Source organism: unidentified bacterial endosymbiont, assembly GCF_918797525.1.
Taxonomy (GTDB): Bacteria; Pseudomonadota; Gammaproteobacteria; order Enterobacterales; family Enterobacteriaceae; genus Enterobacter.
This window is the reverse complement of sequence record NZ_OU963893.1, coordinates 4309382-4333908: the sequence shown is the minus strand read 5'-3', so window position 1 is coordinate 4333908 and position 24527 is coordinate 4309382. Positions and strand designations below refer to the sequence as shown.

Below are 24527 nucleotides of genomic sequence, written 5' to 3'. Positions count from 1 at the left end.
TTAGCGCAAGACAATATCGTAAGGAATTTGTTTAAATATCACATTTGCTTGTGTCAGACGTTCAGGGCCTATCCGGCTAGTTTCGCCGTAGATTATTTTCGGACCGTCATGGGGGAACGTTTCGAGCAACCATGTAAGCAATGCACGTGTTAGTACATTTCCACTATTTGGACGACGATCGCCAAGTACTCCGTTATAAAGTAAGTAATACGCTGTTCCGTTATAATTACCGAGATACGGTTTATCCATTGTTTGCAGTGAACCAGTGCCCGTTTCATGATGCCAGATATATGCAGCTAAAGGCGCAAATTTGATATCAGGACGAATCTGACCATTTGTCAAGAAAACAGGCTCTGGGTTTAATGTATAAAAACTAAACCCGCCGCCACCTTGCCATTTGACACTTTTGGATATTCCTCCTTGCTCACCTTCAATAACTTTTTGTAAGCGCGGGACACAATGTGTTTTGGCATGTTCGCCCATCTCAATGCCAATATAACGGCGGTTCATTTTATGTGCGGCTGCAGCGGTAGTACCTGAACCTAAAAATGAATCCAATACAATGTCTTCGGTATTAGTTGCTAGTTGCAAAACTCGTTGTATTAAACGCTCAGGTTTTGGCGTGATAAAAATTTCTGAAGATTCTTTGAATATCTCTCGTACTTCAGTCTTAGCCTCCGCATTCTGCCCTACTTCTGTATGGAACCACATACTAGGCTGTGTCCCTTAATCGTTTGAGCTATAGTAACTGTCTGTTTCCACAACATATTGAACTATGGCTCGCTACGACCTTCCTGATGAAGCATGGATTATCATCCAGCCTTTATTGCCTGCTGAACCCGTATCTCCACGGGCCGGACGCCCATGGGCTGAGCATCGTAAAATTATCAACGGTATGTTCTGGGTGTTGTGTTCCGGGGCTCCGTGGCGTGATTTACCTGAACGATATGGACCATGGAAAACGGTTTATAACCGCTTTAACCGGTGGTCAAAATCAGGTGTTATTAACATTATTTTCAACAGGTTGCTTTCGCTACTTGATGCCAGCAATCTTGTTGACTGGTCTGCTACGGCGCTGGATGGCAGCAATATCCGGGCGTTGAAATGTGCTGCCGGGGCTCAAAAAAACATCCCGATATCGCCGGAGATAATGGGCTGGGTCGCTCTCGCGGTGGTTTTGGCACCAAAATCCATCTGGCGACAGACGGAAACGGTCTTCCGTTAAACATAGTGCTGAGTCCCGGACAGGCTCACGAAAGCCAGTTCGCGCAACGTCTTCTCGACGGTATTGGTGTTCAGCGCCAGAACGGCAGCATGAAACGCCGTGGCCATGCGGTACTGGCCGACAAAGCGTACTCCGGGCATGCGTTACGCAACGAACTGAAAAGCAAAGGTATAAAAGCAGTCATTCCCCGAAAATCAAATGAGAAAATGGCATTGGATGGGCGTTCACAGCTCGATCGTAATGCGTACCGCAATCGCAACGTTGTTGAGCGATGTTTTGGTCGCCTGAAAGAATACCGTCGCATAGCGACGCGTTACGACAAAACGGCGAGAAATTATCTGGCGATGGTGAAGCTGGGCTGCATCCGGCTCTTTTATCAACGACTATATAATTAAGGGACACAGCCTAGATGGCACAACTCCCTGCTTTGCTTCAGATAAAAATTTTTTCACACGGGGAACATTTTGGCCGTCTTTTCCCCACCAAATACGGCCATCGGCATTTAGTTTATGAAAGTTATCTTCCGAGATCCTCCAATAAGTGCCTGCAGGAGGGGAAAATATTTTTCCCGAAGGGCTCACTATTTCATACGATCCTAAACTGTAATAGTTTCTAGCTTGTATCGCATTTGTTGTCCATGGCCCACGAGGGTCATTATCATAATTTGTATAACTAGAGTTAAGCTCTTCGCTACGAGGTAGTAAGTTTCGCTGCCAATCATTAATGCTTTTTGCATATACCAAAACATGGTCGTGCATATCCGAAATATATTTCGCTGAATTTTTTACCGTATAAATTTTCTGCCAGATAATGTTTGAGACAAAATTATTCCTTCCAAAAATTTCATCACATAAAACTTTTAGATAATGAGATTCATTGTCATCTATCGAGATCCAAATGCTTCCTTTCTCGCAAAGAAGATCCCGCAATAGAACTAAACGAGGATACATCATTGATAGCCACTGGCTATGTTCCAACTTATCGTCATAGTGCTCAAAAGCGGATTGAGTATTATATGGAGGATCAATAAAAATACACTTCACCTGACCTGCATAAAGAGGCATTAAGGCACGTAATGCCAATAAGTTGTCTCCTTGTATGATCATATTGTCTTTCGACGGTGTACCGTATTCTGCTTCTTTTTGCAGTAAGTGGTAAGGTACTGAAGTGCTTACGGCTTTGGCTTGATTTTTATTTACCCAATCCAGAAATGGCATAATGGTATCTTGTCTCTCAGTTAAACTTGTAGGATATGATACCTCAAAACCTGATTTTGTTCAGGTTGTTGCCTGTAGGGATGTTTATAATTAGCTCACTATGTGGACTCAGGTTTTTATGCGTGGGGCATTATTTAATGCATTGATTTAAAAATGATTTTTGTAATGGATGGATTAATCATGCAAGATAAAATGTGGATGATCCGTGGTGATGGTGGCAAACTTTATGATGATTTTCGTGATAAACAAGTTGTCGCGATCGGCTGGTCACAGTTTGCGCCACACGTAAAACCAGGGCTATCCCGCTCTCAGTTGCTTGCCATGTATCAGGAGCTGGAACCCCAGATTAAATTGGGTTCAGCGCGATCCGGTACCTCTCAGATCTGGCGATTTGTGAATGAAATGCAAAAAGGTGATTGGGTTATCACCTATTCGCCAGCTAATCGTACTTATCTTTTAGGTAAGGTGGCCTCAGATTTTGAATACCACCAAGAGTGGCTTGATGATGGCATGGGGATTGCCCGACAAGTCAAATGGAATGAGCAGGAGATTGATCGCGACAACTTGGGCACGGCCACGAAAAATACACTGGGTTCTACACTGACCGTTTTTCAGCTTCCTGATTATGCTGTCACTGAGTTGTTACAGGGGAAAAAAACAACAATTGCTGTTGTGACACAACCCACAGAATCTCTTGATGAAGAAGAGATCGTTTCCAATCCCCTGCGTGATATGGAAATGATTGCTTTCGAAGGTATCAAAGACCGGATTAACCGCCTTGACTGGGATGAGATGCAGAATCTGGTCGCAGGCGTATTGCGTAGCATGGGTTATAAAACTCAGATTTCGCCAGCTGGTGCAGATCGCGGTAAAGATATTATTGCTTCCCCGGATGGGTTTGGTTTTGAAAATCCCCGTATTATTGTTGAAGTGAAGCATCGCCGCGAGCAGATGGGAAGCCAGCAGATTCGAAGCTTTATCGGGGGCCGACATAAAGACGATCGCGGGCTGTATGTCAGCACTGGTGGTTTTAGCAAAGATGCACGCTATGAGGCAGATCGATCAACGATCCCATTGACTCTCTGGACACTTGACGATTTGGTTCGCGCTCTTGTAGAAAACTACGAGCAGGTAGATATTGAGACCAAGCTGTTGGTTCCATTAAGAAGAACCTATTTGCCCGTCTGACGTTGTTGTTAAAAATTAATGGTCAATTTTCGAAAAGTGAGATTAAAGTGGGATTGATGTTTACTTACCGGAAAAACGATAGTCACACTCATCAGGTGCGCTTATTATCTCCTCTTGGTGTCTACCCAAACAACATTTTTGCTACGGAAAATTCTGCACTTTTTGTTAGCGAGGAGCTGTGTTTTTCGATCTCTCCTTTAGCGTCAGAAATTTCTTTTGAAGATAATGGTTATTATTCTGAGATGGAATGGGCTTCTGCTAATGAGATAAAACTATATTCCTCTGTTATGTTATGTGTGAATAGAATAGATAGTCATTCAGTCATTTATCCTTTTTCAACTTGTCATTATGTGAGTATTAATGGATGTGTGTCTAACCATTTGTTTGATATCGCAAAGGAGTTAATTAAAGCCATAAATGCATCCACAGGAATAAATGGTTGGCATCCATTCAATCATCAAAGTGATAGAGGTGTCCCGCTTCCGCCAGTGGCAAATAATGGTAAGAAATATGATCTCAGAGAGAAAGGATTCGATGTTGAAATTCAGAAAAAAGTGATGGAGTCTCTTGATGAGAATAACTTTGTTTTGATAAGAGGTTTATCAACTTTACTGCGAAGTAGAATGCTAGCAGCTCATGCTTATTTTATGGAGGAGGCTATTTACTCTTTGTTTATATCGTTAGATGCTTCTTTTAATCTGATATTAGAAAAACTGAAAGAGGAGGGAGTATCTAACCCATCATCAAAAGATGCGGCTGTATTCATCTCGAAAAAATTCAATTCTCCAGAAACTGAAAAATATTTCGGTGAATATTATGATGATAGGATAAAAACATTTCATCCTAAATCAAGGTTCGGAGCATATCCTCATGCACCTTTGATGATAGATGATTATTATTTTCTTTCTGATGATCTAATCTCCATATATTTATATCTTTCATGTGGATACTTATTATTAGAATGAGGATTATAGCTGCCCAATAAAATTGTTCAGTGATTGTTTTATTATCATTTCCCAATCATCCCCCCAGCCTTCCCCCCGCTATCCTGCGCCACCTTACCCCCACCCGCCAGCGCCCCATTCACCGCCATACCAACCCTCACCCCAGCCCACGTCATCGCCCCCAGCCAGAACGTCGGCAGCACCAGAAACATCGCCCCCATCACCAGATTAATAATCACGTCATCCTGCGTATTCTGGATCCCGGCCAGATTCCAGCTACTGTGGGTATCGCTGTTGTAGAGTACATCCAGCAGCCAGCTATCGAGCCACCGCGCCAGTTCCCACCAGAAGGTGAGGAAGAATAGCGCGAACTGCACAAACGTCAGCGTCATCACCACCTTCACGTCCCATGCCGAGCAGAGCGTTATCAGCGGAATACAGATCACCAGCGCCATTTGCAGCAGCGTCTGTACCATCGGTAGTGCCTGGCGCACACTGTCGAACGCCGGGAACGCGGCTATGCTGCCGAGGATATTTCCGGTGCTGGATGCCAGCCGGGTGGCGGCATTGGCAACAGTGCCATCGACATTGCCACCATAGCCGGGGTAAACGCGTCCGTTCTGTGATACTTGCATATTTAGTTCACTGACCAGCGAGCGCAGCACGGCCTCTTCATAAACAGCTTGGGGCTAGCCGATCTTTTTAAACGCTGTCCATATATCCGGGGCCGGGAGTTGCAGGAGCCGGGCCTTCAGCCCAACGGTATCGTCGGCCCACCACTGTTTACAGGTGGGGTAGCCGCCCGCGCCCGTATCGGCCAGCCCGGCGTCTCGTGATGCACTGTACGGCCAGGCACTGTGCGGCGAAAGTGCATGGTCGGTATCGTAGTAACCAGCCGTGTTGAGAAAATACGATGATCCCAGCCAGGCGGTATCGTTACTGGTATCGTCGTCCAGCTCTCCGGCGCGGAATTTCAGACGGGCGCGGGAAGGGGCATAACATTCCTCAACGAAATCCCGTAGTTCCTGAGCCAGTGCTGGATCTTTAATGCGGGTGTGTTGCACTTCAAAGCGGATCTGACGCAGATCCGGTTGGCAGGGTAGGGTAGCAACTGTTGCACTGGTGATGCCTTTGCTGATCACATGAATAAAATACCACCAGACCGGGACGGCGGCGGTTTTACCACCCAGCGAGTTAATAATTGGCTGATAGCCGGTGTCGGCGGGTTGCGGTACCGACATGCCGCATTGCTTCGAGCGCGTGGTGTCATATTTGATGGTATCGAGGTCGATGTTCAACATTGGTACGCAGGTGAACATAATCACCAGCAGCGAGGTGTACATCAGGTGCTCGGTCCATACCAGGGACAGCGCTGCTTTGTTGCCTTCATCTGCTCCCTGACCTCTGGCCTGTAACCACAGCGCCAGCAGCTTAATCAGCAGCGGCAGGGCGAATAATCCGGTGGCGCTGATCGCATTCCACAGCCCGTTATTGACCACCCAGCCGAGCAGCGTCAGAAAGTATTCCAGATAGCTGTTGGTTGTCACCGGAACACCTCCGGCACGATTTCGTTGAATACAATCAGTACGATAAAAATTAGCGCGATACGGCGGATTGCCGAACGATGTGGTGGCAAGCGGTCATACAGATGCCAGCCTACACCACAAATCACGCCGTACAGCATTATGCGCCAGGGCAGCAGGTCGCTGCGGTTAATTTGTGGTGTATTGTCAGCAGCCAGATAAAACATCACTGCCATGCAGATCAGCAGCAGGGAGCCGGACAGTATCAACCGTTTCATTGCGTATCCCCGCCAGTGGGTTTGCTGAGATTATCCACCCCTTTTGTCGGTATCGTCTTCTACGCCGACAGCCTGGCCTTTGGTCTTCGCCCGCATGGTCTGGCGTTCAAGGATGGTCAGTGCGGCGTTATCCGCCAGCGCCTGGCGCATATCCAGTTCCAGCTTAAGCTGTGACAGTTCCTGGTCGAGCTGGGCGGTGGTTTGGGTCAATGCGGTTTGTGCTTCTTTTTCACCGGAGATATTGGGTTCGCGCATTCCTGCAAGCAGCGTGCGCCGGGCCATCAGCGCCTGCTCCATCACGCGGGAGAGCGCCAGTTCGCCGGAGAGGCGCTGGATAAGCACCGCTGCATCAGGATCGTCGCGCAGCGCTTCAATCACGCCGCGTGTCAGGTGCAGCTCGCCACCGCTGGCCTGCGCCAGCGTGTCATCGTTAATGGGCTGGCTACGGTTCACCATATCGATAATCAGTGGCTGGATCTTATCCTGTTCTTCCTGAATCAGCGGCGTCAGTCCGACGCCGGATTGTGCGCCGCTTTGCTGGCTCGTATCGCCGGACTGATCGTTATCCGGGGCGACGTTAATGGTTTGTTCGCCAACTACCCGCGTCAGCCATTGTGCGGCGTCATCGGGTTTGCTCCATACCTGACACAGTTCACCCTGACAGTCGTTGCTGGATACCGAACTGGTGTTGGTCGCGCTACGGTTATTGAGGATGTTGTAGCCTGCGACTGTTGTATCGCGTACCAGTTTGATGGGCGGTTGGCCTTTACCGCCGCGATGTTCGCCACCCACCCAGCGTTTGCCTTTCTCTGCCGCTTCTTCAGCCGCTCTCTGGTCGGCGCGAACGGCGTCTTTCTCGCTGGCCGCAATTCCCTGATAGTTCTCCGCCTGGGCGCTCTGCGTCCATGCCGGACCGAGCGCATAATCGGTCATCTTGCCTGCCATTTTCTGGCAGCTTAACAGTGATTTATCGAAGTCGAGCCGTCCCTGAAGCACGCCGTTGGTCAGCAGATCGTAGAGCTGGGGATTGGCACGTTGGATCACCATTGCGGGCAGGCTGGCGACCGCGCTGGTCGCGCTTTCGATAACCTCGCCCATCAGTTGCTGGAAGCCGTCCGTCACGCCGTTGAGTTGGTTGCGCACTGTGGTATCGATATCGAAATTGCCGCACATCATGTCGCTGTTCCAGCTTACGCCTGCCGTCAACGGGAAGGTGTTACGCCGGGTTGGCGGTGGAGAGATGGCCGCACCGCCGCCGATGCGGTAATACATCCAGTCGCTGATCGCCCCCTGTTGTTTGTATTGATATTTGTCGTCTGCCGGGGCGAGAAAGGCGACGAACAGAAGACACCAGGCTGAGCGCATCGTTAACCTCCGCTGCTGCCAAGGAATGTCTGCCCACGGCGTGGGCAGCATTTATAGGGCCGCCACAGCGTCCAGACATATGCGCCGTCTTCTGCCAGTTTGTCGGCGTAAGAGTCGGTGGCGGAGCCATCCGGGAAGATGGCGCAGGAGGTGGATTTTTTTGGAACCAACATCTGCCACTGATGGTTACTGCTGTCGCCCTCCGTAACTGGATCCGGCGGCCAGTAGCCGTCGTGTGAGCTGGCAGTCAGCGGAATATAAACATGCGGCTGACCATTGCGCGTTACCAGATCGGCAGCGCGTTGGGCGATGACCGCTCCGGCCTTATAGTCATGCGTCTGGCTAAGCGCCCCGGCTCGCGGGTAGATATTGCCCCACATATCGCCGTCTTTACTCACCTCGCGCAGCCCAGGTGTTAACGCCTCCGGGTAGAACATTTCTGGTACGCCGCTACGCCAGGCGAGCGCATCCAGGGTGCTGAGAAAGTAGGGGAGAAAAGGCTGTGACGACGGAGCGCAGACATAGCCAAACTGAGAGAAGAAATTTGCCAACGCATCACCGGCAGGAAAGCCTATTGCATCTGCGTTCTTGAAGCGGACTTTACTGTGCTGGCCGACGGCGCGGGGGTTGGTATCGCCACCGGTTTCAGCGATACCGGGCAACGGAGAGCTGAGTGGCGACATCTCAGTCCAAGGATTTTGTCCGGTTACGCTGTAGGCTGATACCACCAGGTCCGGGCGGAAATGGCGTACCTTCACCGATGTACGTACCGAGCAGCCAAACGGCGTGCAGAACAGCCAGTAGCAGACACCGACTACCTGATATTTTACGCACGTCGGCGACAGGGCTGAGGCGGCAATTTCTGGGGTAGTGATGGCTTTACCTGCGCACGGCATCATTATCAGTAAGCAAAGTAATGTCCGGTGGAGATTCATGGCGATGTTCCTGAGCCGATATCATCAGTGCAGGCTTTATCACAGGGCGGAAAAAATGGCGTGGGGGAACTCTTTATGGCCAACAGAATATTTTGTTTTATGCCAGGGGAAGCCGGAACCGTCGAAATTTCCGGCCTGCTTATTTTAGTGAGCTTTCGGTGCCAGGATATCCACTATGCTAAGCGTTAAAGATTAAGATCAGTTCGCAGCCCATTAACAGTATTGGCACCGAGTGTCATGACTGATTTTACACTGACCTTTATTCGCTCAATTATTGCTGTCCGTGGGCCATTTTTCCAGCCATCACTGCTGTAAAATTCTTCCTGAGATTTTTTCAAATGCCCAGAGTTATCATAGGCTCTGATTAAATAATAGGAATCTTCATCATGTTCAGAATTTCCGAAAGCAACAATATCTATTCCTGAGGCTATATGAAGTGGAATGCTTTGCTGCTTCATGATGTTGTGAAATTCCCTGCCAGTTCCAGGATTCAGTGTGTATTGTAAGAATTCTACGGTTTTCATGAGTTGCCACTCTCAGTAATATAAATATGGGGTTATAAGTCGGAATCCGTCAAAATTCAATTACTGACGAGCGGCTCGTAGCCCCGGATGTACTGAAAAATACCGGAAAACCAGTTCAAAATCGAGAGAGTATCCCTACCACCCAGGTCAATCGCTGGTCTCGGCTTGCTGTACTCTGACAGGGATCCTGTACCCGATAAATTTGCATGTTGAGGTTTATCGGGCCTGATAAATAAAGCAAAAATCACCTCATGCTGTTGCCCTGTGATTCCAGGAATCTTTGTAAATGATATTGCCATCGCAATGTTTCCAGTAATGGCCTCATATCTTAACTGAATAGTTTCGCTGTGTGTACCTGTACCAGAACCGGGAAATAAATTGGGGGTTATTCCAGTTACTTTCACATTCTCTAAAATAATATTAAAGTATTCGCTTTCAACACCTGCATCAAGGATCTGATACATTTTTATGGTTGCTGACTTTAATGTCTGGTTCTCACTCAGCGCTTTGTACAAAAGGGGCGTTGTTTTATCAAAATCTTTCTGTACAGTAATAGGTGTATGTACTCGGGTTCCTGTTAATCTCCCGGTGTTTCCATCCACAGGAATGGATAAGTGGTGCGTTACCGCTTTTAATTCAATAGCGCCAATACGCCCTGTAACTAAAGAACTACCAATTATAGGAGAACCATTTGCATCGGTTAACCAAAGATATGCTGGATTTGACATGGTTATTCCTTATCTCTGTTTATAAATGAAGGTAAGCAAAACATTATAACGACCCATAAAAACACACAAACAATCTTAACAGGCCAAGGGTCAAGTAAGGCTATGCAAGCAATAGCACCTATAATTAACAGTGGGCCCGATAGTAAATCAAAAACCCCGCCTAATATACGTATCTTTGTGCTCAACAATCTATTTAATACAATGGCGATGATATAAGCACTGCCGATTGTAATCGTAACTGCGATTATTTTATCTTGCCAGTTATTAAATTCAATCAGGCAAATGAAGCATATGGCAACAATATAGGCACAGAGAACTATATTAACGATTGGAGCGATAATTTTTTTCATATCACCCAGCCTTCGCATTCGTATTTAAACGTTCTTCCACTCTCTGCATAATCCTGTCGAACACGGGTTTTCCCTCAGTGTATCCTGTGTGGATGGCATCAACAAAAGGTTGTACCGCATCAGCAAATAAGAAATAAAGGAGATCGTAATCGCGGGGTCTTAATAACTCGTATACCTCAGGTGCTTCATTACTGAGTCTATCAGACGTCCTGATGGAACGCTCTGCCATCCCGCCAAACAAGAGAATTGTACTTAAAAAGGCTATTGGATTACCTTTTCCCTTAAATACTACATAGGTAAATGAAGTCTTTTCTATAACGGCTTTAGCGATGTTAGATGCGATAATATTCGTGGAGATTCTGCCCACAATAGAGGTAACTACACTTCTGTATATTTTATCTTGTTCTGATTCTGATAAGTACTTATTGAATAATTGAAAGATTAATTTAACTGCATTAACGATATTTTCATAGTTAAGGATGTCGTGTCTTATAGCGGTCATCATACGGATTCTTTCTGTTTCACGTTCATATCTTGTATCCGTATCAAAGATACCGTAAATCAGATAACCATAATCTAAAGGAACAGATAACCCACCATTGATAAGCCCTGTAACTGTATCAGGAGAAACAATGATGTCGTATATCCTTCGTGCTATCCCCTCTATGTCTGCCATAACGATCCCTTATTTAAAATAATGGATTGAGTCTCACTCTTCTCTTCTGTAGCCAATTTCCAGAATAAAAGAGTCTGCTACAATATAGACTAAGATAGTAGATGTTTTGAAAAGTGTTACAATAATGCAATTGTTACGAATTATATTTCAAGAAAGAAATACACTGTTTCTAATGTGTTATATTACGTATCTCCTATAAGACAATAAAAGGTATTGTTTATTTTGTTGTGACGTATTATTATTCCCAGCTTTGTCAGTATGCGAAATGTCAGCCAGACAGATGATGTAAATATTTAGTTTATGGGTAAATATACAGGCATTAGCATTTAAATATTGACGTAATAAATATATTTTGTTTTTCCTGTCTTGTTCACGGTAATAATATTTTTATGATTCATGAACAGGCGATTTATGTGAACACATCGACAACATCATATTGTGAGGCCGCTGGTAATAGCATGAGCTTCAGCCACCCTCATCGCCGCCTCCAGCTCACTACACCCAAACTCCTGCATAATCCTCATCCGCTCCGCCTTCTCATGTTTTCCGTCATTCCCAGCGCCAGCCACAGGGCAGGGGAGACCACCCGGAACAGCGCTTCCACTCTTGGCGAAAGTACTACGCCTTCGGTATATTTCCCCGGCGCTTTGGTGGCGCTGAGCAGGAGCTGGCGCTGTTCCGGCGTCAGAGATTTAAAGCGGCTGACTTGCTCCACCTCTTCGGGCGGCATCACCAGTAGCTCCCACCACTCGATCATATTGAGCAGTTTTTTCGCATCATCCGGGAAGTCACTCAGGTTCTGCGTTGCCAGCCACAGCCAGATCCCCAGCTTGCGCCACATTTTCGAACCCTTGGTCAGAAACCGCGCCAGCAGCGGGTTGACGGTGATGATATGCGCTTCGTCGGTAATATTTACGATGGGCCGGGCCAGATGCTGGTCACGCTCGCCGAGGTTGTTGATATGGTTAATCAGCGAGATATAGGCAATCGCCAGTTGCGCTTCGTACCCTACGCGGGCAAACATCGCCAGATCTACCAGGGTGATATCCGCCTCCGGCCACGCCTCACCCTCTCGGTTAAACAATTCCCCTTCAAACCCGGAGCAGAACATATTCATTGCTTCACCCATTTCCCACAGCCGGTTACGGCGGGATTCCGGTAGCGCCGCATCCTGTGCCAGCGTGAACAGGGCATCGCGGATATCCTGAGTCAGCGTTTGTCTTTTCTCGCGAGCGGTGAGCCGGGCCGCGTACAGAATCGCTTCGCGAATTAATGCCCGGTCGGAGCGAGTCAGACGGGCGTCTTCTTTCAGTTCGCCGCCAGTGATCATCAGGCGAGCTGTGATCTCCATCTCACCCAGCAGATCGCGCTGCTCGTTATCGGTATCTTCGGGATTGTCGTTATCTGGTTCTGGCAAAATCACGTCGCTTTCTGCCAGCCTCCATGCGTTAGAAAACAGCGGTAGCGTGATGCCGGAGCCGGGTTTCAGGCTGATTTTATTCACCGTCAGGCCGTGCTCGCGGGCGTAATCGGCCATCAGTCCGAACGAGTTGCCTGCCTCGACGATAAAAAGGCGCGGTCGATGCAGCGCCATCAGTTGTGCGATTTTGGCGTTCAGGGTGGCAGATTTGCCTGCACCGGTCGGGCCGAGCAGCAACAGGTGGCCGTTCTGGGCGCGGTCCTCACGGTTGAGCGGATCCCAGCACAGCCACGAACTGAGCGGAGCGAGTTCGTCGTTCTCCTGTACCGGGACCATACCCGCATTCAGCAGCAGACTGTTCAGGCTGCGCACGTGTCGGGTCAGTTCGCCGTTATCCGGGGCGGAAAGATAAAACGCCAGTGCGCTGCGGTAGAGTTTGTGGCCGTCCTTCAGCCAGTGGCGCACCTCCTGACAATCTTTTTTGGTGTACTCCGATTCGACGTTCTCGCCGATGGCGCGGTCGCTGAGGCGGCTTAAATGCTCCTCGAGCCGGTCCTGCGGCCAGACGACAATAGTCAGCGCCATAATCACCCCTTCCGGCAGCAGGTCGAACAGCGCGTTAATGCCGTCGCCACGTGCGGATTCTCCGGTCATATGGCCGACGGTGGGCGGTTTGCGCAGCCTGTCCAGCACAATGACCTTATGCGGACGCTGGTCGAACAGCCATGTTCCCTGCGCGGCCTGCGAGCGGGGTTCACTGCACAGCAGGCTCTCGGCAAAGTCGTACAGTTCCGGCGTATCATCCTGCTGCGCCATTTGTTGCCAGAACTGCCGGGGTGAATCGGTCATCTGCGGGGCGGGATTAAACCAGCGCAGCAGCCAGTGGCGAATGGTCTCACTCTCCAGCCTGCGGACGTGAATACCCGCGCCCGCCAGCGCGGAGACCATCCGTTCGCAAACGGTGTTCAGCGCCTCTTCTGGCGAGTTTTCCAGCGGATCGCGGTATTTTGCAGGTAGCCAGCGGTAGATCACCATGCGGGTGTGGCGCTGCTGGGCACGCCAGCGGGTATGGCTGACGGCATCGTCCAGGAAGTAGCCTTCCGGGCGGGAAACGGCGTGCAGATGGCGCTCCATCTCGTTCAGCCAGGCGCGGGTAAAATCAGAGTTCCGTGCTTCCGGTACGGCGTAGTCATGCAGTGCGGCCAGCCAGCTTGCGGTGTCGTCCTCATCCTGACAGTAAAACTGCACCACCCACGGATGGCGGTCGTATTCCGTGAAGCTGTCCTGGAGCGCGTCCTTCAGAATATCGCGCAGTTCTTCCAGCCTTGCCGGAGAGCGCCCTTCGGTGCCGAACGGCGTGATGTCATACACCGCGCCGACCGAGCGCCCGTCATCCAGTAGTAGCGTTTTGCTTTCCGGCTGATACTCCACCCACGGCAGAAAATCGACGAATGACGCGCCTTTCTGGTACAGACTGTCCACCGTCTGTTCGGCTAGGGTGCCGCTGCGCATCATCACAGCGGATCGGTCCGCTCGCCGGGCAGGGCGTACTGCACCCGGTTATAGAAGGGGAAGACGGTGGTGTATCCCGGCACCGGAACACCTTCGCTGCCCGCCAGATGGGGAAAAATATACATCTCCAGATCCGGATTAGGCAGTCGCCGGAATAGTGCCTGCGCGGCATTGCCGTCGCTGCGTGTGGCCTGCTGCTGTTGTGCGGTCAGCGTGGCGTCATCCAGCGGGCGACGCAGGACTGAGCGTGCGTCGTACAGTGCCTGTGCATCGTTATTCTGTCGGCCCCAGATGTTCAGCATGGTGGTGTTTTCATCCACCGGCAGCAGGGTTTTCTGGTCGGTGCTACAGGCGGTCAGCAGCATCGACAACAGCAAAATCAGAGTACGCATTAGTCCAGGTCTCCAGTGCGATCGCCCGTCGTGCGGTAGTTAACCCGCCGTCCGTCAGGCTCGTAGTCGATGGCTAACTGGCGGGTAATGTGGATGGCGACGGCCTGGCCGGGCGGTACGTAGATGGCATCGAACATCTGGCTGTAGCGTTGTTTAAACCAGTCGGCACTCTCCTTCAAGCCGCCGCCCAATGCCTGGTCGAGCACGTACTGCCCGCTGTCGCCCGTTAGCGCGGTAGTGATGGATCCATCTTCCACGGTGGAGGTGGTCTGGTTGTTCGCCAGCGCCTGCGCGGCGGCGGACGATCCGGCCAGCAGAAACTGCGAGCCGATATATTCGGCGGCGTTGGATTTACGTTCGCCGGGGATGCAGGGCAGGCCGTGAGGGTCGGACAGCCAGCCGATATTGCCTTCCGTGCCGTTTCCGCTTTTATCTCCTTCAGCGGGGAGCGTGCGCACCGTGCCATCGCGGAAAACAAAGGTGATTGACGTCAAGCTGCCGCGCACGCAGGAGAGTGTCCAGTCGCCGGTGGCGCTCCCGGAGATCACCGCGCCTTCAATATCGGGCAACTCGATGCCGTTGGCGGTGAGGTTATCGCGGCCAATCAGCACTTTGAACGGGTAAGGGTCAGTGACACTGCCATTAAGCGGAATGCGCCCCAGCAATGCGGTCATCGCCACCGATCCGATTAACGTGCTGTTCTGTGGCAGGGTGTAGACCGGTTTGACGACGGCGGGAGGCGGTGCTTTTGGTTGTGGCGCGGTGTTCTGCATCGCGGAAGGAAAGGCCAGTGCAGGTTGCAGAGGACGACCATTTTTATCGGTTGGCAGGGTATCAGCGGGGGCTATCCAGCGCAGTGGTTCTCCGGAGGCTGCTTCCGGTTCCTCAATCCCCAGCGCTTTCAGTTCGTCGTGACTGAGGGGCGTTACAGGTGCTGAGGATTTTGACGGGGTGGTTTTGCGATCCTGGCAGGCATGAAACAGCAGGACGCTGCCTACCAGCATAATGAGCGGCGTCAGAACCCGCAGCAGGATATTGGCCTGGAGCTTCATTTTTTCTTCTCCGGCGCAGGCTCCGGCAGGATCGCCTGTTCAGGACGCTTATGGCGGGTGATGAGATAGAGCACGGTAGTGTCTTCGGCGCTGCCCGCAGGCCCCAGCCAGCGATGCTGAAAGGAGGCGGAGTAAAACCGCCCCTGAAGCTGGCGTGGATCGAGTTCCAGCCGGGTGACGCTTTCATTCTGCAGCCGGATCGCCGCCAGATGATAAGGATCGAGCCGCCAGCCGCCGATCGGTATGGCGTTGATGGGTAACGTGGGCAGCAGGGTGGTGATGGTTTTTGCCAGCCGCACGCCTTCGGGCTGAACGCCCGGCAAAGTTTCCACGGTGCGTAGCGGGGCATACAGCATCTGCGCGGCATAGCGGGTGAGCGCGACCGGAAGCGGCGTGGAGGGTGAGGATTCTGGAACTGCATCGGGCTTCGCATCAGGCGTTTTCTTCTCTTCGCGGACAATGCGCATCGGCTCCTGGATGTGCTCGCCTTTGCTGGCGGAGACGTCCAGCAAAATCAGCTCGCCGTTTTCTGTGTCCTGAAGCTGTAGCCGGGTGGCGGCAAACGGCTGGCTGGCAAGCAGGTACAACGTGCCATTGCTGCTCTGAATGCGCAGCTTGCCCTCCAGCACGGCGGGATAGCCCACCCGGACATTACGATCGACAAAGACGATCCGCTCCTGCCCGATGTTCAGCGCCACCGGCAGAGGGATGCGTTCCCACTTCACCAGTTCGACGGCGTGCAGGGGGAGGGCAACCAGCAGGATCAGCAGTGGGCGGGTGTTCATGGTTTAGCCGCCTCCAGCTTCTGCGGCGGCGAGGAGAAGCAGTCCAGCGCCAGCCCCCACGGATTTTTCTGCTGGTCGATGTTATAGCGCAGCACCTTAATGGGGTAACGGACCATCGCCCTCTTAACGGGTTCGGAGTGGAAATACTCATCAACGGTCAGATCCAGCGTCACAATCCAGTTGTCGCGGTCGAGGATCTGCACCCGCCTGTCGCTGAATCCCCGACCGGGGATTTCATACACGCCGCGCACCCGGTCGCGTAGCTCGCCGTTTTGCAGACGCTGGCGAAATTCCCGGTCAATCTGGCTGTAGCAGCCGGGAGTCAGGTAAGCCCGCAGGGCGCTGAGGTTGCGGGGATAATCGGCCTCGCCGTTGGTCGGCCAGCGGTTGATCTGCTGAAACACAGAGAACGCGAAGGCGTAGACCGTGGCGGGCGGCACTTCCCACCACGGACGTTGACTGGCGGCGCGGAGATCCGGCGGCAAATAAACGGTGAGCTGGCGTGGGGCGCTGTACCAGCCGAATCCCATACCTGATGCCAGCAGGAATAACGCGACCAGCGCAATATGTAGGGTGCGGATATGCGCATCCCGCGCGGCCAGCGCGTGCTTAAAGGCGCTCATCGTCGGCTCCGGCGAATGGCCCAGACGCCATCGTGCAGAACAAAACGCTGAGCGCCAATGCCGAAACGGGCCAGTTTCAGCTCCAGCGCCCGGTACAGCCAGCTCTCCGGACGCCCCCGCTTCAGCCGCGCCAGCCAGCGCCCGCCGCAGAGGATCGCCAGCGCACCTCCGGGCAGGGCGCAACCGGGGATAAGACTCCAGTTGTGCCAAAGTACTGCCGGAATGGTTCCGGCGATTGCGCCAGTAGCCAGCCCGACCAGCAGCGCTATCAGCAGCTCGCTGACCGTCAGACCGCGAAACACCGCAGGCTCGCGGTTCAGCCGCTCAGGGAGAAAGGGGATGGTGCTCATGGTTTACAGGATGTCCGAGGCCTGGTTGAGCAACCAGATGGTGATCACCAGCAGAATTGCGCCAACGCCCGCCATTGCCCCCAAGTCCTTCCACTGCTTACGCCCACCCTGGATTTCGGAGTAGGTGGCGATGCAGTTGTTGGCGACCACCAGAAAGCCCACGGCGCAGATGCCCAGCGTCATCAGGATCACGATGTCATAGCCGTAGTTCTGCAACGTCTCCATGATGCCGTCGCCCTGACCGCGCGAAGGATCTTCCATCTTTGGCAGATCGGCATATGCAGGCAGCGGCGGGAACCATGGCAGCCATCTGAAGATGTGTTTTTTCATTTTGCCTCCTGAAATCCGCTAGCTCAGTACCAGCCAGAAGCTGATCAGTAGCAGTAAGATGGTTCGCCCGCCGATGCTGCCCAGCGCTCGCCAGCTCACCCGCGCGGTCGCCACGCCCCGGTAGGCGTCATTCAGTACCCAGACCACCCACAGCAGCAGAAAGGCGCTGAACAGGCCGAGCATCACCAGACTAACGGCATCGGGTTTCACCAGACTGGCAGCCTGGAAGGCACTGATTTGTTCAGGGCTCATGGCGCGGTTTTCTCCTCACGGAATTGCCCGACCAGCGTCGCCGTATCTCGCGGTTGGGCTCGGGTGGGGGTGAGGTAATGCTCAATCCCGCTGCGCAGGGTAGTGATATCGCGGTGGATGCGTGGATAGTCGAAGTAGTAACGCTCGTTGATGCCGGTTCTGGCGCTTTGCTGGGCGCGGTGGAGCGAGGCTTCGATTTGGATTAGTTGGTTGAGGGACAGGGTTAGCTCTTCGCGCTCGGTGAGGGGAGTGGCGAGAACGTGAGGGGTAATAAGTAGACCAATAAAAAATGAGGTGGTTACTTGCATAATATGATTTCTCATCTGTTCAAGCTTGTTGAGTACTATGCACCAATCCGATGGGGATCTTCAGCTCGAAATTAAAAATACAAATATTGAGTTTAGGTTAGCAAGATAAGCTCTGGTGGATTCAGCAATTTGTATTTATGTATTGAGGGCAAAAAATAATCAAAGTGTGGTAAGAATTGCACAGACAGAGGGAGTGGAATGTTTTAAATTCTTTGTGAGCCTTATTGCTCAATAATTTATAAGAGGTTACATATGTTAAATGACACAGTATTAGTTCCTGATAATGCGCTTAATATAGCGCTTCATAAAGCATGTCAGATTCCTTTAGATAGCCCTTTAACAACAGATGCCTTAGCTACACTGACAACACTTAATGTTTCTGGACTTGGCATCGAAAGTCTGGAAGGCATGGAATATTGTATTAATTTGCAATATTTTGATTTTTCTGAAAATAAAGTGATTGATCTTGTGCCTGTTACTGGACTAGTTTCATTAATTTATTTGAATATAAGCTCTAACTATACAATGACAGATTCGGCCATTCAAGAAATTGCATCTCTAATAAATCTTGAACAATTGGGTGTTGGTTATACTCAAGTTGCTACATTTAGTTTTGCAATGGGGATGAATAAATTAAAATCCATTACTGGTGGATATCTGTCTTCCCTCGTCAGCTTAAAAGGAGTTGAGGGGGCCAGTTCGCTTAATTCCCTATTGTTAAGTAGATCATCTGTTCTCAGTGATATATCTTCACTGCCATATCTTCCTTCTCTGGCTATACTCGATTTATCCTATTGCTTGGAAATTTCAGATTTAACATATATCAGTCAGATTAGCAGTTTAGAAAGACTGGATTTTATGTATGCTGAATTGCAGGATATAAATTTTGTTAAGGGAATGCCTAATCTTAATGAAATCAATTTGGGCGGTAATTTTATTAAGGATCTGTCACCATTAAGTACCAATACTAATTTGACAAACATAGCTCTTCAAGATAATTACATTAATGATTTGACCGCATTGTCTGAACTAAGAGAACTTTCAAGGTTATATTTACAACAGAATTGCATTACATCGCTTTCACCGTTATTCAATCTTTCTAATCTAACGATTTGTAATGTACAGGAGAACTACTTAACAGATGTCTCTGAGGCCGAGTACTTATCTGGACGTGTGATTGATTTTCTTTTTGAATATAATTTCTATATAAACATTCCTGCTCAGCAAGCTTTTAGCTCTATTCTGGATAATACTATTGGCGTTGGGGAAGAAAAATATGTTAAATTTGAATTATATTATACGGCTGATGGGACAAGCTATGAACTGATGCAGAGTACAAATTCAAATGGATTTAGCGGTCTCAACGTTTTTTCAAGTGATGATTCGGTATTAACTGCAAATGGGGTTGCAACTTACATTAATGACATTACTTCAATCGATGCTACGTTGACTGGGGTCAGCGTAGGGGGAAGTTCTTTAAGCATTATATTCTCATATGCAGACAGTCCTGCACCTGTGAAACTACCATTAATTAATGGTGAATATTCACAAAATATAAATGTAATAAATAGTTAATGGTTTTTATGTTTTCAGTGTTTGTAAACTATAAAGCCAGTGAGGTAATTGCTGGCTTTTAAATGCGCCTGAGGTTTGTCTCTGGGGTAATATATATTAGATATGTTGATGTTTTTAATGATTAGACCACTAAATACGTTTAAAGCTATATTAAATGTATTTTTTGAAGTTACCAACCGTTACGATTATCGCCATGAGATTAAATAATACCTCGGGTATTAACATATACTCCGGTTCAATAAAAACTGGCATCGCCAGCCAGACCAGCCCCGTTGCTGCCAGACTGGAACCGATCATACGCTTAGCATGATGATACACAAACCCGGACTCATATCCTGCGCCGAACCGCCGTAAGTCGCGTCTTACCAGCCCGTCAATAAGTCCAATGGTAATGGTGAGTGCAAACAGCGGCAGCGCCTGCAACAAAATCGCCAGCCGCAGTAAAAAGGTGAGGGTGACGTTACCCGCAGACAGTAACGCGCAGCGGATCACCGTCGTGACCGTCTCCGTCCAGAATAAGCCGCTCTGCCCGTTGAGCGAATGAACTAGCGCCGCGCTTCCTTTTTGCAACGTATCACTGACAAGCGCCAGATCTTCTACTAACCACACAGGCGCGCCAGCGGAGTCCCGCCACCACTGCCATGTTGCCTGCAATACCTGTTCACTGTGGCTGGCGCAGGTGTTCCGCCAGTAAAACGCATTGCCCAGCCACTCCAGCGCTATTGCCAGCATCCATGCACCGAGGCAAAAGCCAACCAACACGCCAGGAAGTAATGCTATCCAGCCGAACAATCCGGGGCGACGCACGGGTCCTGGTGGCGCATCTTCGGGCATCAGTGCAGTGGCAGGGTGATATAGTGGCAGAGGAATCGAGCCTCGTGCGCCTCATGCAGTCGTACCTGAAAAATGTCGTGTTCATCCTGCGGTGATGTAGCTTCGCGCCATGCCTGAAAGCCCTGCAAATTCATGCGAGCGATAATCTGGTCGGGCGTTTCTCCCTGCGTCAACGCATCTACTGCCTGTTGCAGGGGAAGTGGCAAGGTTTGCGCGGGCGATATAACTTCAACGCTTACGAGATGGCGATGTGTCCGGGGTGTCATCGGTCAGTTTCTCCGTGGTTTCGCTGTCGTTCAGCCATAAAATAGGGTCATTTTTCGTCGTTACAACTGTCTCCGGGCGGTTCCACCATACGGGAGCGCTGTCGTACTGTTTTTCCATATAACGGGCGATTTGCGCGATGTTTTCCGGCATCAGCAGATCGTGCGCCGCGTCCGGTAACGGGATACGTAATTTCCAGAGCTGACCGCCTTCCAGCAGGGCAAATGCCTGGCCTTTGGGGAGTTGGACCAGTGAGGCGGGTTCCAGTAGCGGCACCTGTACGCTGCTCACGCGATCCTGGGTGTTGCTGGAAAACCCGATATTGCCCTGAGCGTCGGCGCTGTCGGTGACGCCGGAACTGACGCTGTTGCTGAGCACATCCACCTGCGGCAGTTGCTTTGTCAGTAGTTCGGCGGTGGCGGTCTCCCGCACCCGCATCATGATCAGACTGTTGAAGTTGCCGACCACCTGTCCCGCTTTGGCGCGGTCGCCGATGCGGGCTTCGATATCGGAGAGCGTCTGGGTGTAAGCCGTGACCTGCACGCCTGCGCCGCCGCCTTTGTTGATCAGCGGAATAAATTCATCGCCCATCAGTTCGCTGAACTCATCGCAGTGCAGGTTGATTGCCGCTTTCTCTTCCGTCTGCGGCAGGCCATCCATCACGCCGTGCTTGTAGATATGCCCGGCGACGCTGACCAGATCGGCGAACATGGAATTGCCGACAGCGGCGGCAATCTCTGCATCGGACAGCGCATCCAGCCCGACATAGACAATCGCCCGCTGGCGAATGGCCTGCTGCCAGTCGAATACCGGGCGTGGATCGTTGAGGTCGCCGTAGTCCGGGGCCAGCAGTTGCGCGATTTTCCCTGTGGTCAGTTTTTCCAGCAGCGGCAGCAGCGAGGCGACGATCTTAAGAAATAGGTTTTGTCGTAGCGCACGGCAGAACGTAGGCCGTCGAGGATCGGGTCATGCAGCCGGGTGGTGGAAAGGTACTGCTCCAGTGCGACGACGTAGTTGTCCCGTCCCTGAAGGTTACGCGGCGTGTTTTTCTCGGTGATGCCACCGGCAATCCGCACCACGTTGTCCAATGCCTGTCGGTCGTGTCCGGGCAGAAAGGCGCGAGCGTAGTCGATAAACAGTTCGTCGATATTGATAACGTGACGGGCGATGCGGGCGTAGTCCGGTCGCTGGCCCAGCGCCACCAGGGCGCGGGTGATGATGTTGACGAAGCGCCATGCGAACTCGCGGAAGGCGGCGGAGTTGCCCTCGGTGGAAAGTTGTCCGGCGATACGGCTGGCAACTTCCGAAATGCGGCCAAAACGTCCGACGGCGTTGTAGCGGGCGGAAATCTCTGGCCAGCCAAGATGGAACAGCCAGAAGACGCTTTCCCGCCCGGCGCGGTGCGCTTCAGCCCAGACGCGACGCAGCAGGTCGGCGTCGCCCTTGGGGTCGAAAACAATCACCGTGTCGCCACGGCGAATATCCTGGGCAATCAGCAGCTCCGCCAGCCGGGTTTTGCCGACGCGGGTGGTGCCGAGTACCAGCGTATGTCCCGGTCGGTCGCGCAGTGGCAGCGTGACGTGGCCTTCGTGCAGCTCCACGCCGTGCAGCAGTGGATCGCCGCCGCTGGCGGAAGGACGGTCTGTCCGCAGCCAGTGTTCACACTGTGGCAGGTGACACAAATACAGCCGTTGGGTATGCGTGGGTAGCCACCGAAAGCCGCGCCCGAGAAACAGCGAGTCGGGTAACTGCGGGATACGGCTAGCAGAGAGCGTCCAGAGCGGCAGATGGCGCACGCGGCGGCGAAAGCACAGGATGCGTACTCCCTGCTTTAGCCGCAGGGCAGACAGTGAAAGCAATGCCAGCGCCAGCAGCCATCCAGAAAGGGGAGTAAGCAGGAACAACTGCGGTGCGATAACGCACCATACTGCCGCCAGCAGGGCCGCGCTGGCGCTGTAAAGCTCCACCGCCGGGCGCAGGATAAAATCGAGCCTCACTGTTCCAGTCCCTTGTCGGTGATCAGCACCGGATACGCGGTGATGGGCAGATGTTTTGCCATATCGTCGGCACTGACGGGCAGCAGCGTTAACGTCGGTGCGATGGCCCGTAGGGCATTCAACCGCGCCAGCGTGGTGACGTTCACGACCAGCCCGGTGGCGTGCAGGGTTTTTAACGCGTCCCGGTGCTGGCGCAGCCATTCTGTGGACAGAGGATCGTCGCCGATTAAAAACAGTGGCGTCATTCCCGGCAGGCTGAGCGCCAGACGGGGTTGCTGACCAGGATGCAGATCGCGGGTGATGACCGGCAGCAACCGGGCTTCATCCAGTGCCTGCATGGGAACGGCAGGCCCGGCAATAGCGGCAACAGTAAACAACAGCATGGCTGGAATAAGGTGTTTCATGGCGACGTTCCTGATGCGGAGAGTAGCCGGATTTGCTGGCTGATTTTCTGGCGGTAGACGGCGGCGGGCTTGCCTCCGGCGGGATGGTGGTAGCGGGCGGCGGCGTCCAGCCAGCTTCCGGGGGATGCGTTGTAGTGCTGACGCAGCAGCAGGGCGGTGACGGTGAGATTGTCAGCCGGATCAAAACTGGCGCACAGCGAGGGGAACCATTGCCCGTTCCAGCCGAGATTAATCTGTCCCAGCCCGGCGTCGATGCGTTTCAGGTTGCGGGTTCGGGCGAAGGCCAGCAATGCCCGGCAGGCTGAAGAACGGCTGGGGTAACGGTAGCCGGTTCCGGCAATATTCAGCGTCCACGGCCATGGATGTACTCCCTGCGTCAGTCGGGTACCGCTTTCAGCACGGGCCACCGCGTAGAGCAGTTCAGCCGGAACCTGTTGCTGGCGGGCGATTTGCGCATACAGCGGCGGCACGGCACAGGCGTGAGCGCTGATGAGCAGGCCGACTGTCAGGGTGCAGAGACGGGACGCCATTGCTCCCCCTGTTGCTCCAGCAATAACGGCAGTTTTCCGCCGCCGAGGCGTTGCCAGCGCCCGTTATCGTGATTAAGCGTTATCTGCCCGCGTTCGACCTTGCGCATATCAATATGCTGGCGCTGCGCCCAGCGTTGCAGGCTGGCATCGTCGTTACGGCTGTTGACCAGCCAGATGTCCAGCGGACGGTCGTCGTTGATAAGCTTCTGCGCCAGCGTCTCGCAGGCCGGGCATTTTTCGCTGACGAACAGCGCCAGACGCGGCTGGACGACGCTGCGGATGGGCGTCAGCGTCGGGTAAATCCGCTTCCATGCCTGGTCGTAGGCACGCTGGAATGCCAGTTCTTTCTCCACCCGCTGATGCTCTTTACGGGCCAGCAGCTCGGCGAAGCGCTGGCGTTCGGTATCGCTGTTAGCTTCCACGCCCATTCCTGACCCATCAAGGCTTTGTTATCCGGATCGTCCTCAAGCGCCCGACTGGCCCTTTCTAATGCAGCAATTTCGGTAAAAGGTGGTGCGGCAACATCAATTCGGTCATCGAGAAACTCACCTGCATCTTCCAGTTTGTAACGCAGAGCGCCAACCCGATAGAGATCATGTACGCCCAGCAGAAAATCAGATTCATACAATTGTGTACCTTCTGCCTGGAGTCCTTCGCGAATATCCCGTTCCAGACGTCGTTTCATCAACATTCGCCCCCAACGGTCCGGGCTGGAATCGCCAAATACGCCAAATTTATCTCGTGGCGGCGTCGGATACTGTGCTCCCTCAAACAGCATTATTTCTGGGTCAAGTTGCAGAAAATTAAGTGCGGGGTGAGTTAATGCCTGCGGATCATACTGAAATTCAAATAGTTCACGCGCACGGGTCCGGCGGCTGTGCAGGAAACCGATTCGTTTGGGACCATACAGCCCATCCCAGTCTGCGTATACGCCGATCATTGCCAT

Annotated in this window: 22 protein-coding genes and 8 pseudogenes; 4 read left to right on the top strand and 26 right to left on the bottom strand. The window is 51.9% G+C overall.

Going from position 1 to position 24527, the window contains the following annotated elements:
• Positions 1 to 702 (bottom strand): annotated as a pseudogene (locus NL510_RS20775) (DNA methyltransferase); the annotation flags it as partial.
• 73 nt (positions 703 to 775) lie between these two features.
• On the opposite strand from NL510_RS20775, the gene NL510_RS20770 reads away from it, so the two are divergent.
• Positions 776 to 1620 (top strand): IS5 family transposase gene (locus NL510_RS20770; protein ID WP_253376809.1). Its coding sequence is split into 2 segments (ribosomal slippage): positions 776 to 1121 and positions 1121 to 1620, totalling 846 coding nucleotides; the frame shifts between segments, so codons are not numbered across the junction.
• Here NL510_RS20770 and NL510_RS20765 read toward each other — a convergent pair.
• The gene (locus tag NL510_RS20765; RefSeq protein ID WP_436298670.1) at positions 1609 to 2442 is read right to left on the bottom strand and encodes a site-specific DNA-methyltransferase; all 834 of its coding nucleotides are present in this window, start codon (positions 2440 to 2442) and stop codon (positions 1609 to 1611) included. The genes NL510_RS20770 and NL510_RS20765 overlap by 12 nt on opposite strands.
• 198 nt (positions 2443 to 2640) lie before the next feature.
• Between NL510_RS20765 and NL510_RS20760 the strand changes: the two genes are divergently transcribed.
• Both NL510_RS20760 and NL510_RS20755 read left to right on the top strand, forming a co-directional pair.
• Positions 2641 to 3630 (top strand): restriction endonuclease, encoded by a 990-nt coding sequence (locus NL510_RS20760; RefSeq protein ID WP_253385044.1) that lies wholly within the window; start codon positions 2641 to 2643, stop codon positions 3628 to 3630.
• Between the two features lie 56 nt (positions 3631 to 3686).
• Positions 3687 to 4595, top strand: coding sequence for a hypothetical protein (locus NL510_RS20755; protein ID WP_253379953.1), 909 nt, complete (start codon positions 3687 to 3689; stop codon positions 4593 to 4595).
• A 44-nt stretch (positions 4596 to 4639) separates the two neighbouring features.
• Here the strand turns inward: NL510_RS20755 and NL510_RS20750 are convergent.
• The 17 genes and pseudogenes from NL510_RS20750 to NL510_RS20670 form a co-directional block, all read right to left on the bottom strand.
• Positions 4640 to 6121: pseudogene (locus NL510_RS20750) on the bottom strand (conjugal transfer protein TraG N-terminal domain-containing protein).
• The gene (locus tag NL510_RS20745) at positions 6118 to 6375 is read right to left on the bottom strand and encodes a hypothetical protein (protein ID WP_253379952.1); all 258 of its coding nucleotides are present in this window, start codon (positions 6373 to 6375) and stop codon (positions 6118 to 6120) included. Before NL510_RS20745 ends, NL510_RS20750 begins: the two are co-directional and overlap by 4 nt.
• Positions 6372 to 7740: pseudogene (locus tag NL510_RS20740) on the bottom strand (integrating conjugative element protein). The gene NL510_RS20745 and the pseudogene NL510_RS20740 overlap by 4 nt, the downstream one beginning before the upstream one ends.
• A gap of 2 nt (positions 7741 to 7742) precedes the next feature.
• Positions 7743 to 8675 (bottom strand): TIGR03756 family integrating conjugative element protein, encoded by a 933-nt coding sequence (locus tag NL510_RS20735; RefSeq protein ID WP_253379950.1) that lies wholly within the window; start codon positions 8673 to 8675, stop codon positions 7743 to 7745.
• Between the two features lie 185 nt (positions 8676 to 8860).
• Positions 8861 to 9199, bottom strand: a complete 339-nt coding sequence (locus NL510_RS20730; protein ID WP_253379948.1) for an NIPSNAP family protein — start codon at positions 9197 to 9199, stop codon at positions 8861 to 8863.
• Between the two features lie 249 nt (positions 9200 to 9448).
• A pseudogene (locus NL510_RS20725) lies at positions 9449 to 9927 on the bottom strand (Hcp family type VI secretion system effector).
• A 2-nt stretch (positions 9928 to 9929) separates the two neighbouring features.
• Complete coding sequence (locus tag NL510_RS20720) at positions 9930 to 10277, bottom strand: hypothetical protein (RefSeq protein WP_253379946.1); 348 nt, start codon at positions 10275 to 10277, stop codon at positions 9930 to 9932.
• Between the two features lies 1 nt (position 10278).
• Positions 10279 to 10953 (bottom strand): hypothetical protein, encoded by a 675-nt coding sequence (locus NL510_RS20715; protein ID WP_253379945.1) that lies wholly within the window; start codon positions 10951 to 10953, stop codon positions 10279 to 10281.
• Positions 10954 to 11384: 431 nt separating this feature from the next.
• A pseudogene (locus NL510_RS20710) lies at positions 11385 to 13888 on the bottom strand (conjugative transfer ATPase).
• A complete protein-coding gene (locus NL510_RS20705; RefSeq protein ID WP_253379943.1) occupies positions 13888 to 14277 on the bottom strand; it encodes a TIGR03751 family conjugal transfer lipoprotein in 390 nt (129 codons plus the stop codon). Before NL510_RS20705 ends, NL510_RS20710 begins: the two are co-directional and overlap by 1 nt.
• A complete protein-coding gene (locus NL510_RS20700) occupies positions 14277 to 15329 on the bottom strand; it encodes a TIGR03752 family integrating conjugative element protein (RefSeq protein WP_253379941.1) in 1053 nt (350 codons plus the stop codon). Before NL510_RS20700 ends, NL510_RS20705 begins: the two co-directional genes overlap by 1 nt.
• On the bottom strand, positions 15326 to 16114 hold the full coding sequence (locus NL510_RS20695) for a TIGR03749 family integrating conjugative element protein (protein WP_253379939.1): 789 nt from the start codon (positions 16112 to 16114) through the stop codon (positions 15326 to 15328). The genes NL510_RS20700 and NL510_RS20695 overlap by 4 nt, the downstream gene beginning before the upstream one ends.
• Positions 16111 to 16737: a PFL_4703 family integrating conjugative element protein gene (locus NL510_RS20690; protein WP_253379937.1), complete on the bottom strand. Its 627-nt coding sequence runs from the start codon at positions 16735 to 16737 to the stop codon at positions 16111 to 16113. Before NL510_RS20690 ends, NL510_RS20695 begins: the two co-directional genes overlap by 4 nt.
• Positions 16734 to 17087 (bottom strand): TIGR03750 family conjugal transfer protein, encoded by a 354-nt coding sequence (locus tag NL510_RS20685; RefSeq protein WP_253379935.1) that lies wholly within the window; start codon positions 17085 to 17087, stop codon positions 16734 to 16736. The genes NL510_RS20690 and NL510_RS20685 overlap by 4 nt, the downstream gene beginning before the upstream one ends.
• 3 nt (positions 17088 to 17090) lie before the next feature.
• Positions 17091 to 17417, bottom strand: coding sequence for a TIGR03745 family integrating conjugative element membrane protein (locus NL510_RS20680; protein ID WP_253379933.1), 327 nt, complete (start codon positions 17415 to 17417; stop codon positions 17091 to 17093).
• A gap of 18 nt (positions 17418 to 17435) precedes the next feature.
• Entirely contained in the window at positions 17436 to 17669 is a 234-nt protein-coding gene (locus NL510_RS20675; RefSeq protein ID WP_079793123.1) for a TIGR03758 family integrating conjugative element protein, read from the bottom strand.
• Positions 17666 to 17977, bottom strand: coding sequence for an integrative conjugative element protein, RAQPRD family (locus NL510_RS20670; RefSeq protein WP_253379931.1), 312 nt, complete (start codon positions 17975 to 17977; stop codon positions 17666 to 17668). The genes NL510_RS20675 and NL510_RS20670 overlap by 4 nt, the downstream gene beginning before the upstream one ends.
• 252 nt (positions 17978 to 18229) lie before the next feature.
• Here NL510_RS20670 and NL510_RS20665 point away from each other — a divergent pair, with 252 nt between their 5' ends.
• On the top strand, positions 18230 to 19552 hold the full coding sequence (locus NL510_RS20665; protein ID WP_253379929.1) for a leucine-rich repeat domain-containing protein: 1323 nt from the start codon (positions 18230 to 18232) through the stop codon (positions 19550 to 19552).
• A gap of 150 nt (positions 19553 to 19702) precedes the next feature.
• On the opposite strand, the gene NL510_RS20660 is transcribed toward NL510_RS20665, so the two are convergent.
• The 7 genes and pseudogenes from NL510_RS20660 to NL510_RS20630 form a co-directional block, all read right to left on the bottom strand.
• A complete protein-coding gene (locus tag NL510_RS20660) occupies positions 19703 to 20386 on the bottom strand; it encodes a TIGR03747 family integrating conjugative element membrane protein (RefSeq protein WP_253379927.1) in 684 nt (227 codons plus the stop codon).
• Positions 20386 to 20652, bottom strand: coding sequence for a hypothetical protein (locus NL510_RS20655; protein WP_253379925.1), 267 nt, complete (start codon positions 20650 to 20652; stop codon positions 20386 to 20388). The genes NL510_RS20660 and NL510_RS20655 overlap by 1 nt, the downstream gene beginning before the upstream one ends.
• Positions 20615 to 22647 (bottom strand): annotated as a pseudogene (traD, locus tag NL510_RS20650) (type IV conjugative transfer system coupling protein TraD). Before traD ends, NL510_RS20655 begins: the two are co-directional and overlap by 38 nt.
• Positions 22644 to 23051: an integrating conjugative element protein gene (locus NL510_RS20645; RefSeq protein ID WP_253379923.1), complete on the bottom strand. Its 408-nt coding sequence runs from the start codon at positions 23049 to 23051 to the stop codon at positions 22644 to 22646. Before NL510_RS20645 ends, traD begins: the two are co-directional and overlap by 4 nt.
• Positions 23048 to 23581 carry a lysozyme family protein gene (locus tag NL510_RS20640; protein WP_253379920.1) on the bottom strand — a complete coding sequence of 178 codons (534 nt, stop codon included), beginning with the start codon at positions 23579 to 23581 and terminating at the stop codon, positions 23048 to 23050. Before NL510_RS20640 ends, NL510_RS20645 begins: the two co-directional genes overlap by 4 nt.
• A pseudogene (locus NL510_RS20635) lies at positions 23557 to 24009 on the bottom strand (TIGR03759 family integrating conjugative element protein); the annotation flags it as partial. The gene NL510_RS20640 and the pseudogene NL510_RS20635, both read right to left, overlap by 25 nt.
• Positions 23988 to 24527: pseudogene (locus NL510_RS20630) on the bottom strand (hypothetical protein); the annotation flags it as partial. The pseudogenes NL510_RS20635 and NL510_RS20630, both read right to left, overlap by 22 nt.

Coding starts and splice junctions, on each gene's coding strand:
- NL510_RS20745 (WP_253379952.1), bottom strand. CDS start 6,375: ATGAAACGGTTGATACTGTCCGGCTCCCTGCTGCTGATCTGCATGGCA.
- NL510_RS20685 (WP_253379935.1), bottom strand. CDS start 17,087: ATGAGCACCATCCCCTTTCTCCCTGAGCGGCTGAACCGCGAGCCTGCG.
- NL510_RS20645 (WP_253379923.1), bottom strand. CDS start 23,051: ATGAAACACCTTATTCCAGCCATGCTGTTGTTTACTGTTGCCGCTATT.
- NL510_RS20760 (WP_253385044.1), top strand. CDS start 2,641: ATGATCCGTGGTGATGGTGGCAAACTTTATGATGATTTTCGTGATAAA.
- NL510_RS20755 (WP_253379953.1), top strand. CDS start 3,687: ATGTTTACTTACCGGAAAAACGATAGTCACACTCATCAGGTGCGCTTA.
- NL510_RS20675 (WP_079793123.1), bottom strand. CDS start 17,669: ATGAGCCCTGAACAAATCAGTGCCTTCCAGGCTGCCAGTCTGGTGAAA.
- NL510_RS20730 (WP_253379948.1), bottom strand. CDS start 9,199: ATGAAAACCGTAGAATTCTTACAATACACACTGAATCCTGGAACTGGC.
- NL510_RS20735 (WP_253379950.1), bottom strand. CDS start 8,675: ATGAATCTCCACCGGACATTACTTTGCTTACTGATAATGATGCCGTGC.
- NL510_RS20680 (WP_253379933.1), bottom strand. CDS start 17,417: ATGAAAAAACACATCTTCAGATGGCTGCCATGGTTCCCGCCGCTGCCT.
- NL510_RS20705 (WP_253379943.1), bottom strand. CDS start 14,277: ATGCGTACTCTGATTTTGCTGTTGTCGATGCTGCTGACCGCCTGTAGC.
- NL510_RS20715 (WP_253379945.1), bottom strand. CDS start 10,953: ATGGCAGACATAGAGGGGATAGCACGAAGGATATACGACATCATTGTT.
- NL510_RS20670 (WP_253379931.1), bottom strand. CDS start 17,977: ATGCAAGTAACCACCTCATTTTTTATTGGTCTACTTATTACCCCTCAC.
- NL510_RS20640 (WP_253379920.1), bottom strand. CDS start 23,581: ATGGCGTCCCGTCTCTGCACCCTGACAGTCGGCCTGCTCATCAGCGCT.
- NL510_RS20655 (WP_253379925.1), bottom strand. CDS start 20,652: ATGACACCCCGGACACATCGCCATCTCGTAAGCGTTGAAGTTATATCG.
- NL510_RS20700 (WP_253379941.1), bottom strand. CDS start 15,329: ATGAAGCTCCAGGCCAATATCCTGCTGCGGGTTCTGACGCCGCTCATT.
- NL510_RS20720 (WP_253379946.1), bottom strand. CDS start 10,277: ATGAAAAAAATTATCGCTCCAATCGTTAATATAGTTCTCTGTGCCTAT.
- NL510_RS20765 (WP_436298670.1), bottom strand. CDS start 2,442: ATGCCATTTCTGGATTGGGTAAATAAAAATCAAGCCAAAGCCGTAAGC.
- NL510_RS20660 (WP_253379927.1), bottom strand. CDS start 20,386: ATGCCCGAAGATGCGCCACCAGGACCCGTGCGTCGCCCCGGATTGTTC.
- NL510_RS20695 (WP_253379939.1), bottom strand. CDS start 16,114: ATGAACACCCGCCCACTGCTGATCCTGCTGGTTGCCCTCCCCCTGCAC.
- NL510_RS20665 (WP_253379929.1), top strand. CDS start 18,230: ATGTTAAATGACACAGTATTAGTTCCTGATAATGCGCTTAATATAGCG.
- NL510_RS20690 (WP_253379937.1), bottom strand. CDS start 16,737: ATGAGCGCCTTTAAGCACGCGCTGGCCGCGCGGGATGCGCATATCCGC.